Genomic DNA, 14776 nt, shown 5'->3' with positions numbered 1-14776 from the left:
CACTTAAATGGAGAGCACGAAGATGAAAACCAGTGTACGCATAGGCGCTTTTGAAATCGACGACGGCGAGTTAACCGGCGAATCGCCTGGTGACCGAACGTTAACCATCCCCTGTAAATCTGACCCGGATTTATGTATGCAACTTGATGCCTGGGACGCCGAAACCAGCATTCCAGCCCTGCTAAACGGCGAACACTCTGTCCTTTACCGTACCCGCTACGATCAAAAGTCTGATGCCTGGATTATGCGTCTTGCCTGATCCAAAAAGAACCCGTCGGCATGACGGGTTATTTATCCTGGTTATTTCCCCCGTTGTAAAATCTCCCCTAAACTTAACGGTACGGCACCGCACTTCGAGGATGAAATGTTCGCGCTGGTACTTTTTGTTTGTTATCTGGACGCTGGTTGTGACGATATTGTGGTTGATGTCTACAATACGGAACAGCAGTGCCTCTATTCAATGGACGATCAACGGATCCGTCACGGCGGCTGTTTTCCGATTGAGGATTTTATTGATGGTTTCTGGCGACCTGCACACGAGCACAGTGACTTTTAATTATTGCAGTTGCACAAGAGTCAACTCACCTCCGAAGACGGCGCCGGTATCAATATAATGCAAGTTACCGATATCCACGCGATGCCGTAATGGCGTATGCCCAAACCAGAAATGATCGGCACCTGTAATTCCCTGCGCTTTTTGACTCCCACGCAATCGCGATCGACTCCACAACACCTGATGCAGATCGACTTCCTTATGCCACTCATAAATATCGTTGGGGTAATCCGCATGGGCGATGACATGCAATCCGCTACTACAGCTTAATTCAATTATCCACGGCAAAGACCAGCACTTTTCCAGCGCCATTCTCGCCTGCTCGCATTGGCGCCCGGTCAGTGTGGCAAACCAGTCACCGCCATTCATAAACCACAAAGACATCTGCTGTGAATCCAGCGCATCTATCGCCATCTGCTCATGATTGCCCCTTACCGCTCTGACCCAGCGTTGATCCAGTAATTGCAGGCAACGCAAACTCTCCGGGCCACGATCGATAACGTCCCCAACCGTGATCAACAAGTCTTGCCACGGGTCAAACCGGCAGTACCACAATTTCTTACGCAGTTGCGCCAGGCAGCCATGAATATCCCCCACCAGCCAGATATGTCGCCACTGACTGCCATCAATCTTCTGATAGATGTGTCTCGCCTGTTTCATCAATTCCTTACTCCCGCGCAGAAGATCACATTATCTTAACAAGAATGTTAAAAAAGCCTGGACTGAAGCAGTAGAGTGTGTGTTATGGTTGATGGTGAAGTCAGTGCAGTAAAAGCTGTGATGTAATCATCAAACTGGCTTTATAGATAAAAAGAGACCGAACACGATTCCTGTATTCGGTCCAGGGAAATGGCTCTTGGGAGAGAGCCGTGCGCTAAAAGTTGGCATTAATGCAGGCTTAGTTGCCTTGCCCTTTAAGAATAGATGACGACGCCAGGTTTTCCAGTCCGCGCGTAAAGTGGTCAGAAAAAAAGCGCGTTTATCATCCTCTTAAATGTTAAAAACCGCCCGTTCTGGTGAAAGCATACGGGCGGTTTTTTATTGGAAATCAAAAGACTACTATAGATAATTAACAGAGTTTCTCAGCTCTTTCAATAAACGGTGCCAGACTCATTTTTTCACCTGGTTTGTTAGGATCATCAATCTGGATCACTGAGATAGGCTGGGCGTTGGTCTTTCCGCTGGTAACTTCTTTTTGCGCGACATCGTTCAAAGGGTACTGCACCAGAGTGCTGGGGTTAATGACATACAACGCATTGCCCGGTCGGCATGTCAGCATCACTTCTTCACGATTAAATGCCCATTTGTCTTTGCCAATTTCAAAGCGACTAACGGTGATCACTTGTGGCGCCGCCAGCGCCGCTGCCGAACTGGTAAGCAATACAAATGCCAGAATACTTTTTTTCATCATTTTCGTAATCCATCAAAAAGGTTCGAGAGTTGCAAGCAGGCTGATAATCACCAGCACAACCGCACCAATCGCCCATTCGAGTTTTGTCATCCACACAAACCACGGAGCCGCACGGTCTTCATCTTGCCCCATCCGTGGCACCAGAACATAACGATTTGCCAGTGCAATGGCTACCATAATCATCACCAGTATGGCTTTGAGCAATAAAAGTTGCCCCCAGTAAGTCGCAAGTGTTGGGGGAAATCCGGTAATGAATAATGCATTAAGCACGCCGCTTGCCAGCACGCCAATCACCGCAAAATGCCCACACCAGGAGAATCGCACCAGTGCATGAATGGCCTGACGTCGCCAGCGCCCTTTCACCAACCGCATACACCAGACAACCGGCAGCAAGCCACCAAACCATGCAGCCGCGCAAATCAGATGTACAGCGTGATTCGTCTGATGGATTTTCGCCGTTGATCCTTCGTTTAACGTCGCATGTCCTACTCCCGCCATCAGGATAAATTGCGCGGTAGTTAGCACAAACAACAAACGTGGCATGTTCCCTGGTTGCATCAGAGCTACAGTTAGCGTAACGAGGGCGAGAACGATTTGCCAAATCCAGACACCACCAAACTGCGTTTGTAACACCGATTGCCAAATGTTCAACGAAACCACATCCGACCATCCCGCGCCCATCAACCCGCCCTGAACGGCGAACATCGCAGCGGCGCTGCTCAAACTCCAGACGGCAGCATGTTGTTGTAAACGCAGGAAACGTTTCGTCAGCAAGCGACGAAGTGCCATTGGAGCCAGCCATGCGCCATACATCGCGAAGCCAAAGACCAGCATCAGGGAGGTAAAATGGATAAATCGCAGTGCGACCCAGGTAAACGCCAGCATGTTTTATTTCACTGTAAAGGTGTAATGCCCTTTGGTTTTATGCCCGTCCACCGAGACAACATGCCAGTTGACGGTATAACTTCCGGGCTTCAGGGCGTCGGCAAGCGGAACAATCAATTGGTTTTTGTCTTGTTCATTACGCTTCGCGGGTAATGTTTTAATATCTTCATTCTTTGAACCGATGATTTTGGCGCCGCTGAATCCGGGTTCAATACTTTCAGAGAAGTTTAAAGTAATGGCCTGTGGGGCAGCAGTAACCTCCGCATTCGCCGCAGGATACTGATGCGTCAGATGCGCATGTGCCCAGACAGAAGGCGCCAGCGAAGCGGCAAAAAATACGAGTGCGTAGCGAAGAGAACGTGCAGTTGAAACCATATTATCTATTCCTTTTTGTAATAACTTTTTTACAGAGCATAACCTTGTCTAATGATAGAGTCGAGGATCATCAATTCCGGCTTGCCATCCTGGCTGACTCTTAGTAACTTTTGCCCGCAATTAACGAGGAGACACAATATGCTGAAGAATCTGGCTAAACTGGATCAAACTGAAATGGATAAAGTTAATGTCGATCTGGCGGCTGCCGGGGTGGCATTTAAAGAACGTTACAATATGCCGGTAATTGCTGAGGCGGTTGAACGTGAACAACCGGAACACCTGCGAAGCTGGTTTCGTGAGCGCCTTATCACCCACCGTCTCGCCTCTGTAAATCTGTCACGTTTACCTTACGAGCCTAAACTTAAATAAACCTTATATTAAGTTACACTTTCTTACATGATGCCTGCTAAATTGTGAGTATTTTCTTATACGCATCAATATTTGCGGACACTGTGAAAAGGAAGTCATCATGACATACAGGAAAGTCGCAGCAGCACAATATGAGCCTCGTAATGCCTCACTCACTGAGCAGGTAGCCCATCATCTGGAGTTCGTGAGGGCTGCCGCCAGACAGCAGTGCGAACTTTTAGTTTTTCCCTCGCTTTCTCTATTGGGCTGTGATTATAAACGACGATCTCTGCCTGCCCCGCCCGACCTTTCGCTGTTAGCCCCGCTTTGTTATGCCGCGACAACATGGCGAATGACCATTATTACCGGCCTCCCCGTTGAACATAATGAACGTTTTATTCGTGGTATTGCAGTATTCGCCCCAGGGATGAACGCGCCCGGAATTTATCATCAAAGCCACGGCGCATGTCTGGATCGACATTCGAAAACCATCACTGTGGTGGATGGACAACCTGAAGGCATTGATATGCCCCCAACCTGTTCGCTGTTTACCACCGGTCAGTGCATCAGTGAGCCCGACCTGTTAGCTTCTACTCGCCACTTACAATTTTTCTCACATCAATTCTCCATCGCCGTCCTGATGGCTAATGCTCGGGGCAACAGCGCACTGTGGGATGAACATGGCAGCCTTATCGTCCGCGCCGATCGCGGTTCGTTATTGTTAGTTGGTCAACGCACACCGCAGGGTTGGCAAGGCGATATCATTCCATTACGCTAGGCGTTTTCGGCCCGGAGTTTTGCCATGCTGCGTATTATCGATACAGAAACCTGCGGTTTACAGGGAGGGATCGTCGAGATTGCCTCAGTTGATGTTGTTGACGGGAAAATCGTCAACCCCATGAGCCACCTGGTGCGCCCCGACCGTCCCATCAGCCCACAGGCTATGGCTATTCACCGAATTACCGAAGCCATGGTCGCCGACAAACCGTGGATTGAGGAGGTGATCCCGCACTATTACGGTAGCGAATGGTATGTCGCACACAACGCCAGCTTTGACCGCCGCGTATTGCCTGAAATGCCTGGCGAGTGGATCTGCACGATGAAACTGGCTCGTCGTTTGTGGCCAGGAATCAAGTACAGCAATATGGCGTTGTATAAAACACGTAAACTCAATGTACAAACGCCGCCAGGCTTGCATCACCACCGTGCGCTGTATGACTGTTACATCACCGCTGCCTTGCTTATCGATATTATGAACACATCCGGCTGGACGGTGGAACAAATGGCGGATATCACTGGACGTCCATCATTGTTAACGACGTTCACGTTTGGCAAGTATCGCGGTAAAGCAGTATCAGAAGTTGCAGAGCGCGATCCGGGCTACCTGCGCTGGTTGTTTAATAACCTCGACAGTATGAGCCCGGAATTGCGTTTAACGTTGAAGCATTATCTGGAGAATGCTTAAGCCGCTGGCTGACCGGGTAATGTCCCCTGCGCCAGCGCAACCAGAAAAGCATATTCCATCGCCACACCTTCGTAAGATTTGAAGCGCCCCGATTTACCGCCGTGCCCTGAGTCCATGTCGGTACACAGCAATAACAGATGGTCATCGGTTTTAAGCTCGCGCAATTTAGCCACCCATTTTGCCGGTTCCCAGTATTGCACCTGTGAATCGTGTAAACCGGTCGTTACCAGCAAATGCGGATAAGGCTGCGCGGTGACGTTGTCATACGGGCTGTAGCTTTTCATATACTCATAATATTGCGGATCCTGCGGATTCCCCCACTCTTCAAATTCGCCAGTGGTAAGAGGTATTGATTCATCAAGCATCGTCGTCACGACATCAACAAACGGCACCTGAGCGATAACACCGTGGAACAGTTCGGGGCGTTCGTTAATCGCGACCCCCATCAGCATTCCCCCCGCACTGCCTCCCATTGCATAACAGAGCGAAGGAGAGCCATAGCCCAGTTTTAACAATGCATCGCAGGCATCAAGATAATCATTAAACGTATTTTTCTTCTTCAGGAATTTACCGTCTTCGTACCATTGTTGCCCCAGTTCGCCGCCACCACGAACATGCACAATGGCGTAGACAAATCCACGATCCAACAAACTCAGGCGACTGAAACTGAAATCGGCATCAATGCTTGCGCCGTAAGAACCATAACCGTATACCAACAGCGGATTGTTGCCTTTCTGGAAGTGCTTACGATGATAGACCAGCGAAACCGGAACTTCGACGCCATCCCGGGCAGTGATCCACAAGTGTTCACTGCGGTAATTCGCCGCATCAAAACCGGGTACTTCAGTTTGTTTCAGCACGCGGCGCTCGCCGGTATCCATATCCAGTTCAAACAAAGTATCTGGCGTGGTCATGGAGGAATAACCGTAACGCAATCGCGCGGTTTCAGGTTCTGGATTGTAGGCAATCCAGGTCACGTAGGCCGGATCATCAAAGGCAATGCCGATGACTTCCCGTGTCTTGCGGTTAATTTGGCGCAAACTGGTTAACCCGCGCTGACGCTCTTCAACCACCAGCCAGTCGGTAAACAGCGTAAATCCTTCCAGCATGATGTTATCGCGTGGCGGAATTAACTCTTCCCACTGTTGCTCATCACGCATACGGGTACGGTATAAGCCAAAGTTTTTGCCGTTGCGGTTGGAACGCACATAAAACCGATGCTGGTAGTGATCAAGACTGTATTCGTGATCTTTGCGGCGCGGCAGAAAAACAAACGGCTCGGCATCGGCCATTTCCGCGTCCAGCAAGCGAACTTCACTGGTGGTGGCGCTGGCCAGGTGAATGACTACATAGTGCTTCGATGTCGTTTTATGCAAACTGACGTAATAGGTATCGTCTTTTTCTTCGTAGATCAGTTTATCTTGCGATGCCGGAGTCCCGATGGCGTGGCGCCAAACCTGATAAGGCAGCAGCGTCACCGGATGCTTACGCACATAATAGAAAGTCCACGAGTCATTCGCCCAGACAAAGCTGGGATCGACATTATCCAGCAATTCGGGATACCAGTTGCCCGTTTCAAGATTGCGAAAACGGATGCCGTACTGGCGTCGCGAAAGGAAATCTTCTGCCAGCGCCATAATGGTGTTATCGGGGGTAATTGCCATTCCGCCCATCGAATAAAACTCACTGTGCGCCGCGCGCTTGTTGGCATCGAGCAATGTTTCCCACTCATCCCACTCTTCACTGAACGCCGACTGACGCTGGTAGATGGCATATTCACAGCCAGGTTCATAAATATGCCGGTAGCGGTAGCCATTTTTGATGTAGGGCGCAGAAACTTCTCTTTGCGGAATACGGTCGATAATTTCCTTTAATATGCGATCCTGCAAGGCTTGTTGCGAGGCCATCACCCGATGACCGTAGCTATTTTCTTGTTGCAGGTAGTCCAGTACTTCCGGCTGCGAGCGTGTGTCGTCCCGCAGCCAGTAGTAATTATCGATGCGCGTATCGTCATGAAGCGTCATGGCGTGGGGAATGCGGGCAGCTTTTGGTAGCATGTTATTGTTCTTTCTGGTTGAAACATCTTATAAGGGTGGCAAAACTCACCGGGGATGCAAGCGAAACAGGGTTGTCATTGCTCAGATGATGACAGGTAATGGCGTGGATATCGAATGATATGCTGACAGAGAAAATCAGTCCGTTCAAATGGCTGTGCGGTTCTGGATAGCCCGAAATAGCCAACTGTCAGGCTATCCAGAGAGCGGAATTATTCCACCAAAGTGCGCTTTTGCTGTTCGAGATCGCGTTCGATCCCTTCACGAACATCCAGGGGAATTTTCAACGCGTCGCCCAATGCATTCAGGTAGCTACGCTCCATGAAATGATCAATATCAATAGCTGCACAGCTCAAGAAATAGATTTCCAGCGCCTCTTCTTCATTACGAACCCCGTTCGCCAGGCGCTGCGGATCCAGCGGTTGTTCAATTGCCTGCTCAATGAGAACACGTCCCTGCTCCTCCACACCAGCTTCACGCAATTGCTGGTCGATAGCCGCACGTTCTTTGGCATCAATATGACCATCACTTTTAGCGGCAAAGACCAGTGCAAGGATCAAACGTTCCGTACGCTCATCCAGCGGCGTGCTTTGAGTACCGAACTGCGGTTCATCCTGATGCGCCGCACGAATTTTATCTTTGTATTTGTTCCACAGCACCGTACCCGCTACCGCTCCGCCGCCAACCAGCAACGCATTGGTGCCATATTTCGTGAGAAGTTTACGTGCTGATTTATTTGCGACCAGCAGCCCTGCCAGCCCGCCTAATGCGCCCGGCACTAAAAGTTTGCCCAATCCCTGATCCGTAGACGAGGAGGTAGAAGAACTGTTTTGCCCAAGAAGGGATTGCAGTTGATTTAACCAGTTAGCCATATTTGCTCCTCAATAACCATTTTTAGTGCCTGTAGCATAGCGGATGAGGATGTCAGAAAGTGTATATTGCGGCAAAAGATGCGCAAATAAGCGGACCGAAAAGGAAGTCAGCGACGGAAATTCGCGTCAGATAAGGTGCTTGCTGTGGAGCTGCTATGTTGGAAATTTGGGGGAAGGATTGATTGGGATTATCTGTTGCTGATTGCCTGCTGCGATGCGGTCGCGCCTTATCATGCCTACGGGTGTGAAATATTGTAAGGCGGACAGGCGTTTACGCCGCATCCGCCAGGAATTATGCGCAATGACTAATAGCCATTAACGACGCTGATACTCGGCCATTCCCGCTTTACAGTCCACGCTTACCTGATAATGAATATCGGCACTTTTACCGCGCACAGTTAGCGGAACTGACCATTTATCATCTTTACCCTGAATATCCTGCAAACTGACCCACGCTACCGGATCTGCCTGACCAACGATTTTTTGATCGTCTGCCCAGCGCGCTATGCGGTTTTGTTGATAATCGCGTTTTACACTCGCGGCAATTCCGGCTGCATCCAGACCTTCACACTTTGGGAAAGTTACCGACTTGCTGGTTTCGTTATTTGCAGCGAAAACTGATGCGCAGGCAGAAAGCAGTAACAGCCCCAACAACGCTCCTCTTTTTTTCATGTTTTTCTCCATAGCACAATGATTCAGGAGAAAGCATGGTACAAATTGTCAGGAGCGCAAGTTGCTTCAGGCGGCGTGGGTCTCATCTTCCGCATCGTTGCTATTATCGACCACCTGCGGAGACGGTAATTTGCCTGTTTTCAGGATGGTACTCAGGACATCTTTCTGCTCTGCCAGCCACAGTGAAAGAGCTTCACGTTGCTCGTCTTCCATTTTGACCGGGGAATTTGCCAGCCAGGTGTCGAGCAGATCCGCCGTATCAAGCATTTTGTCATAAGCATCGGCTTCCTTTTTGCTGGTAAACGACATCTTCTCTTCGCCCTCACGAATGACTACGTATTTAATTTCAACCGCCATTTGCAGCCTCTCATCATAACTGTAATTTTATACAGTATATTTCTTTTCAGTTGAGAAATCAACGCAAGCAATCAAGCAATAAAGACACACGCAAACGTTTTCGTTTATACTTCACGCGGAATTAATCAAGGGATATTCGTTATGACGTTATTAGGCACTGCGCTGCGTCCGGCAGCAACTCGCGTGATGTTATTAGGTTCCGGTGAACTGGGTAAAGAAGTGGCAATCGAGTGCCAGCGCCTCGGCGTAGAGGTGATTGCGGTTGATCGCTATGCCGACGCGCCAGCCATGCATGTCGCGCACCGCTCCCATGTCATTAATATGCTGGATGGTGATGCATTGCGCCGCGTGGTTGAACTGGAAAAGCCGCACTATATCGTGCCGGAGATTGAAGCTATTGCCACCGATATGCTGCTCCAGCTTGAAGAGGAAGGACTGAATGTTGTCCCCTGCGCGCGCGCGACGAAATTAACCATGAATCGCGAGGGCATCCGCCGTCTGGCGGCAGAAGAGCTGCATATTCCCACTTCAACGTATCGTTTTGCCGACAGCGAAAACCTTTTCCGCGAGGCGGTTGCCACCATTGGCTATCCCTGTATTGTTAAACCGGTGATGAGTTCTTCCGGCAAGGGGCAGACATTTATTCGCTCTGCCGAACAACTTGCTCAGGCGTGGGAGTACGCCCAGCAAGGTGGTCGCGCCGGAGCGGGTCGTGTGATTGTTGAAGGCGTGGTTAAGTTTGACTTCGAAATTACACTACTGACCGTCAGCGCCGTGGATGGTGTCCATTTCTGTGCGCCAGTAGGTCATCGTCAGGAAGATGGAGACTACCGTGAATCATGGCAACCGCAGCAAATGAGCCCACTTGCCCTTGAACGTGCGCAGGAGATTGCCCGTAAAGTAGTGCTGGCGCTGGGCGGTTATGGGCTGTTTGGTGTCGAGTTGTTTGTCTGTGGTGATGAGGTGATTTTCAGTGAAGTCTCCCCTCGCCCGCATGACACCGGGATGGTGACGTTAATTTCTCAGGATCTCTCAGAGTTTGCCCTGCATGTACGCGCGTTCCTTGGACTGCCTGTTGGTGAGATCCGCCAGTATGGTCCAGCCGCTTCAGCCGTTATCCTGCCGCAACTGACCAGTCAGAATGTCACGTTTGATAATGTGCAGAATGCCGTAGGCGCAGGTTTACAGATTAGATTATTTGGTAAGCCGGAAATTGATGGCAGCCGTCGTCTGGGTGTGGCTCTGGCGACTGCAGAGAGTGTTGATGAGGCGATTGAACGCGCGAAGCACGCCGCCGGTCAGGTGAAAGTGCAAGGTTAAATCTGTTAAAAGCAAGCGACAAAAATGCCCGATTCACAATCGGGCATTTTTAATTTTTACAGCTTAGCGCCTTCTACTGCTTCACGCGCCAGTTGAGTAATACGGTCGTAATCGCCCGCTTCCAGCGCATCCGCCGGAACCAGCCAGGAACCACCGATGCACAGTACGCTTTTCAGCGCCAGGTAATCACGGTAGTTAGCCGGAGAAATACCACCAGTCGGGCAGAAACGCACCTGGGAGAACGGACCTGCGATCGCCTGCAGGGCTTTCACGCCGCCATTAGCTTCAGCCGGGAAGAATTTGAACTCTTTCAGGCCGTAGTCCATACCCAGCATCAGTTCGGAAACAGTGCTGATCCCTGGGATCAGAGGAATTGTACCTTCAGTCGCCGCTTTCAGCAGAGGCTCAGTCAAACCCGGGCTGATTGCGAACTGTGCACCCGCTTCGGTCACTTCTGCCAGTTGCTGTGGATTCAGCACCGTACCGGCACCCACAATCGCTTCAGGCACTTCTTTGGCGATAGCACGGATAGCATCAACTGCACACTCGGTACGCAGAGTCACTTCCAGAACGCGCACCCCACCAGCAACCAACGCTTTTGCCATCGGCACCGCGTGTTCCAGTTTTTTTACCACGATAACCGGTACAACCGGGCCGGTGGTCAGGATTGATTCTGCACTTGTTTTCCAGTTTTTCATCAGAGTTTTCTCTCGCCTGATTACAAATTTGTCGTCTTAAAAAGTGATACAGGTTGCGCCCTGTTCGGCACCGGACAGTTTTTCACGCAAGGCACTGAATAATTCACGTCCTGTTCCCACGCGTGACGCGCTCAGGTCAGGAATGTGCGGTTCGCGAGCAGCCAGTTCCGCTTCGTCTACCAGCAGCGTCAGTTCGCCTGTCTGTCCATTCACACGAATGATGTCCCCGTCGCGCACTTTTGCCAGCAGCCCGCCATCGTAGGCTTCTGGTGTTACGTGGATAGCTGACGGCACTTTACCTGAAGCACCAGAGAGTCGTCCATCAGTAACTAACGCAATTTTGAAACACCGGTCCAATAATACACCAAGTGGCGGCATGAGTTTATGTAATTCTGGCATTCCGTTCGCTTTTGGCCCCTGATGACGGACAACAACCACACAATCGCGATCCAGCAAACCCGCTTCAAAGGCAGGCATAACGTCATGTTGGCTTTCAAAAACAACCGCAGGCGCTTCAATCACTTGGTTTTCTACCGGTACGGCAGAGGTCTTCATAACCGCACGGCCCAGGTTACCGCTTAACACTTTTGTCCCGCCATGATGAGAGAAAGGCTGCTCGAAGGAAGCAATCACATTGCTGTCGAGCGATTTTTCTGCGCCTTCGCGCCAGTCCAGCTCACCGTTATTCAGCCACGGTTCGAGGGTATAACGCGAAAGGCCAAAACCCGCTACCGTGTTGACATCTTCATGCAGCAGACCCGCCTTGAGCAGTTCACGTACCAGCACCGGTACACCACCCGCCGCCTGGAAGTGGTTAATATCAGCCGGACCGTTCGGGTAGAGACGCGCCATCAGCGGTACGACATCAGAAAGATCAGAGAAGTCATCCCAGTTAATCTGAATACCCGCCGCACGCGCCATCGCCACCAGGTGCATTGTGTGGTTAGTGGAGCCGCCGGTCGCCAGCAGTGCAACAATACCGTTCACCACCACTTTCTCATCGATCATCTTACCGATCGGCATCCATTCATTACCATTACCGGTCATGCGTGTAACCTGACGCGCAGCGGCAGCGGTCAAAGCATCGCGCAGCGGAGAATCCGGATGAACAAAAGAAGAGCCTGGCAACTGCATCCCCATAAACTCCACCACCATCTGGTTGGTGTTGGCAGTACCGTAGAAAGTACATGTTCCCGGCGCATGATAAGACGCGGCTTCTGACTCCAGTAGTGCCATGCGGTCCACTTTACCTTCGGCATAAAGCTGGCGAATACGCACTTTTTCTTTATTTGGCAAACCGCTTGCCATCGGTCCAGACGGCACAAACACCGCAGGCAAATGACCAAACGACAGGGCTGCCATCGTCAGACCCGGGACAATCTTGTCGCACACGCCGAGAAACAGCGCGCCATCAAACATATTATGGGACAGCCCCACCGCCGCAGACATTGCAATCACTTCGCGGCTTAGCAGCGACAGTTCCATGCCGTCCTGCCCCTGGGTTACACCATCGCACATAGCCGGAACACCACCTGCAACCTGACCGACCGCGTTGGCTTCATGCAGTGCTTTACGAATAATCTCCGGGTAGTGTTCATAAGGCTGGTGGGCAGAGAGCATGTCGTTGTAGGAGGTGATGATAGCGATATTGTTACGCAACATGCTTTTCAGAGAGGCTTTGTCTTCTGGCTGGCAGGCAGCGAAACCGTGTGCCAGGTTACCACATGCCAACTGCGAACGATGAACGGTCGAAGTTTTCGCTTGTTCGATCCGGGCGAGGTATGCAGAGCGAGTCTCGCGCGAACGTTCAATGATTCGATTTGTTACGCGTAACAATTGTGGATTCATAAAGGCTCCTGAAATTGAGTTGTCAGAGCAGGATGATTCACAACGCGTTTCATTCAGGAAAATTATGACTGAAACGCCTGTAACCGGAGCTCATAGGGCAGAAACGTTTCAGTCAGTGTAATAAAAAAAGCCTCGTGGGTGAATCCACACGAGGCTCAAAAGTGTAAAAATTACTCTACAATCTGTGCAAGATCATGTTACCGGTAAAATAACCCGTAAGGATAAGTCGAGATATTACTCAAACTCATTCCAGGAACGACCGTCACGAGTAATCATCGCCACCGAGGCAACAGGTCCCCAGGTTCCGGCCTGATACGGTTTCGGTGCATCGTTGTCCATCGCCCAGGCTTCAGTAATAGAATCCACCCATTTCCACGCTTCTTCTACTTCATCGCGACGCACAAACAATGCCTGAATACCGCGCATCGTTTCCAGCAACAGACGTTCGTAAGCATCAGCCAGATGTGTCTGATTAAAGGTTTCTGAATAGCTCAGATCCAGCTTAGTGATTTGCAGGTTATGTTTATGGTCAAGACCAGGAACTTTATTCAGTACCTGGATATCCACGCCCTCATCAGGTTGCAGACGGATGGTTAATTTGTTCTGCGGCAGATCCTGCCAGGATTCTTTAAACAGATTCAGTTCTGGCGTTTTGAAATAGACCACCACTTCAGAGCATTTAGTCGGCAGACGTTTACCGGTACGCAGGTAGAACGGTACGCCAGCCCAGCGCCAGTTATCGATGTCGACGCGGATCGCCACGAAGGTTTCCGTGTTACTGCTTTTGTTCGCGCCCTCTTCTTCCAGATAACCCGGTACTTTTTTGCCCTGCGCAAAACCTGCGGTGTACTGCCCACGCACCGTCTTTTCACGCACGTTAGAGCGATCAATGCGGCGCAGCGACTTAAGTACTTTCACTTTTTCATCCCGGATGCTATCGGCACTCAGGTCAGACGGCGGAGACATCGCAATCATGCAGAGAATTTGTAGCAGGTGGTTCTGGATCATATCGCGCATCTGACCGGCTTTATCGAAATAGCCCCAGCGCCCTTCGATCCCAACCTCTTCTGCCACCGTGATCTCAACATGATCAATGGTGCGATTGTCCCAGTTGTTCACAAACAGTGAGTTAGCAAAACGCAGCGCCAGCAGGTTCAGTACCGTTTCTTTACCCAGATAGTGGTCGATACGGTAAACCTGGCACTCCTCGAAGTATTCGCCTACCTGATCGTTGATTTCACGCGAGGTCGCCAGCGACGTACCCAGCGGTTTTTCCATCACCACGCGTGCCGGTTTGCCGTTCAGTTTCGCCTCACCCAGCCCTTTGCAGATTGCACCAAAGGTGCCAGGAGGCATGGCAAAGTAGTTAATGGTGATACGATTTTTTTGATCCAGCATCGCACCGAGACGACTGAATGCAGCCGTATCATTGACGTCGAGATTACAAAAATCCAGACGCGCACTCAGGGTGTCCCATAAACCTTCATCAATGGTTTCTTTCATGAAAGTTTCGAGCGCCTCGCGGACAACTTTGGTATATGCCGCTTTATCCCAGTCAGCACGCCCTACGCCGATAATCCGGGTGTCTGGGTTGAGCTGACCGGCTTTTTCCAGTTGATACAGGGAAGGCAGCAATTTACGACGCGCAAGGTCGCCTTTCGCGCCGAAAATGACCAGGTCACAGGCCTGGGCTGTTTGCGTTACCGCCATGTCATTCTCCTTAGGTTAACTAACCCGGTACTTAAGCCTGGGTATAATTGTAATTTTCTTACGGTGCACTGTACTGCTTTTACGAGCTTGCGAAAACTGTAAACGCTTATCCACCCGTGCGATTACGGCAAAAGCGCGTAAAGTGCGGCAAAACTGATAAAAAAACCATCGTTTTCCTTTGGGTAAAAATCTGACACTGATCATGTTA

Annotated in this window: 17 protein-coding genes; 6 read left to right on the top strand and 11 right to left on the bottom strand. The window is 50.5% G+C overall.

Annotation, left to right across the window (positions count from 1 at the left end; genetic code table 11):
- The first annotated feature begins 22 nt into the window (after window positions 1-22).
- Complete coding sequence (locus tag WC5_RS06540; protein ID WP_010345804.1) at window positions 23-259, top strand: DUF1480 family protein; 237 nt, start codon at window positions 23-25, stop codon at window positions 257-259.
- Window positions 260-364: 105 nt separating this feature from the next.
- Window positions 365-556 carry a YdfD/YebW family protein gene (locus WC5_RS06545; protein ID WP_000457830.1) on the top strand — a complete coding sequence of 64 codons (192 nt, stop codon included), beginning with the start codon at window positions 365-367 and terminating at the stop codon, window positions 554-556.
- Here the strand turns inward: WC5_RS06545 and pphA are convergent, their stop codons facing one another.
- From pphA to yobA, 4 genes are all read right to left on the bottom strand, one after another.
- Window positions 557-1213 (bottom strand): protein-serine/threonine phosphatase, encoded by a 657-nt coding sequence (gene pphA / locus WC5_RS06550; protein WP_000806432.1) that lies wholly within the window; start codon window positions 1211-1213, stop codon window positions 557-559.
- 409 nt (window positions 1214-1622) lie between these two features.
- Entirely contained in the window at window positions 1623-1964 is a 342-nt protein-coding gene (locus WC5_RS06555) for a YebY family protein (protein WP_000976488.1), read from the bottom strand.
- A gap of 12 nt (window positions 1965-1976) precedes the next feature.
- The gene (gene copD / locus WC5_RS06560) at window positions 1977-2849 is read right to left on the bottom strand and encodes a copper homeostasis membrane protein CopD (RefSeq protein ID WP_000879339.1); all 873 of its coding nucleotides are present in this window, start codon (window positions 2847-2849) and stop codon (window positions 1977-1979) included.
- A 3-nt stretch (window positions 2850-2852) separates the two neighbouring features.
- Window positions 2853-3224 carry a CopC domain-containing protein YobA gene (gene yobA / locus WC5_RS06565; protein ID WP_000255066.1) on the bottom strand — a complete coding sequence of 124 codons (372 nt, stop codon included), beginning with the start codon at window positions 3222-3224 and terminating at the stop codon, window positions 2853-2855.
- 138 nt (window positions 3225-3362) lie between these two features.
- Between yobA and holE the strand changes: the two genes are divergently transcribed.
- From holE to exoX, 3 genes are all read left to right on the top strand, one after another.
- A complete protein-coding gene (gene holE / locus WC5_RS06570; RefSeq protein ID WP_000916765.1) occupies window positions 3363-3593 on the top strand; it encodes a DNA polymerase III subunit theta in 231 nt (76 codons plus the stop codon).
- Between the two features lie 100 nt (window positions 3594-3693).
- Window positions 3694-4350, top strand: coding sequence for a carbon-nitrogen hydrolase family protein YobB (yobB, locus tag WC5_RS06575; RefSeq protein WP_000222244.1), 657 nt, complete (start codon window positions 3694-3696; stop codon window positions 4348-4350).
- Window positions 4351-4374: 24 nt separating this feature from the next.
- Window positions 4375-5037 carry an exodeoxyribonuclease X gene (gene exoX / locus WC5_RS06580; protein ID WP_000944291.1) on the top strand — a complete coding sequence of 221 codons (663 nt, stop codon included), beginning with the start codon at window positions 4375-4377 and terminating at the stop codon, window positions 5035-5037.
- Here the strand turns inward: exoX and ptrB are convergent.
- From ptrB to yebG, 4 genes are all read right to left on the bottom strand, one after another.
- Entirely contained in the window at window positions 5034-7094 is a 2061-nt protein-coding gene (ptrB, locus tag WC5_RS06585; RefSeq protein WP_000936903.1) for an oligopeptidase B, read from the bottom strand. The two genes, exoX and ptrB, sit on opposite strands and share 4 nt — an antisense overlap.
- A gap of 209 nt (window positions 7095-7303) precedes the next feature.
- Window positions 7304-7963 (bottom strand): tellurite resistance TerB family protein, encoded by a 660-nt coding sequence (locus WC5_RS06590; RefSeq protein ID WP_000024719.1) that lies wholly within the window; start codon window positions 7961-7963, stop codon window positions 7304-7306.
- Window positions 7964-8278: 315 nt separating this feature from the next.
- On the bottom strand, window positions 8279-8635 hold the full coding sequence (gene yebF, locus WC5_RS06595; RefSeq protein WP_010351432.1) for a protein YebF: 357 nt from the start codon (window positions 8633-8635) through the stop codon (window positions 8279-8281).
- A 66-nt stretch (window positions 8636-8701) separates the two neighbouring features.
- Entirely contained in the window at window positions 8702-8992 is a 291-nt protein-coding gene (gene yebG, locus WC5_RS06600) for a DNA damage-inducible protein YebG (protein ID WP_000257576.1), read from the bottom strand.
- A 141-nt stretch (window positions 8993-9133) separates the two neighbouring features.
- Between yebG and purT the strand changes: the two genes are divergently transcribed.
- Window positions 9134-10312 carry a formate-dependent phosphoribosylglycinamide formyltransferase gene (gene purT / locus WC5_RS06605; protein ID WP_000173501.1) on the top strand — a complete coding sequence of 393 codons (1179 nt, stop codon included), beginning with the start codon at window positions 9134-9136 and terminating at the stop codon, window positions 10310-10312.
- 56 nt (window positions 10313-10368) lie between these two features.
- On the opposite strand, the gene kdgA is transcribed toward purT, so the two are convergent.
- The 3 genes from kdgA to zwf all read right to left on the bottom strand — a co-directional run bounded on the left by kdgA (window position 10369) and on the right by zwf (window position 14568).
- Window positions 10369-11010, bottom strand: a complete 642-nt coding sequence (gene kdgA / locus WC5_RS06610; protein ID WP_000800514.1) for a bifunctional 4-hydroxy-2-oxoglutarate aldolase/2-dehydro-3-deoxy-phosphogluconate aldolase — start codon at window positions 11008-11010, stop codon at window positions 10369-10371.
- Window positions 11011-11046: 36 nt separating this feature from the next.
- Window positions 11047-12858, bottom strand: coding sequence for a phosphogluconate dehydratase (edd, locus tag WC5_RS06615; protein ID WP_001069467.1), 1812 nt, complete (start codon window positions 12856-12858; stop codon window positions 11047-11049).
- A 234-nt stretch (window positions 12859-13092) separates the two neighbouring features.
- Window positions 13093-14568 carry a glucose-6-phosphate dehydrogenase gene (zwf, locus tag WC5_RS06620; RefSeq protein ID WP_000301722.1) on the bottom strand — a complete coding sequence of 492 codons (1476 nt, stop codon included), beginning with the start codon at window positions 14566-14568 and terminating at the stop codon, window positions 13093-13095.
- Window positions 14569-14776 lie beyond the last annotated feature (208 nt).

Origin of the sequence: Escherichia sp. KTE114 (assembly GCF_000407765.1) — a bacterium.
GTDB classification, from domain to species: domain Bacteria; phylum Pseudomonadota; class Gammaproteobacteria; order Enterobacterales; family Enterobacteriaceae; genus Escherichia; species Escherichia ruysiae.
This window is presented reverse-complemented; position numbering and strand designations above follow the sequence as displayed.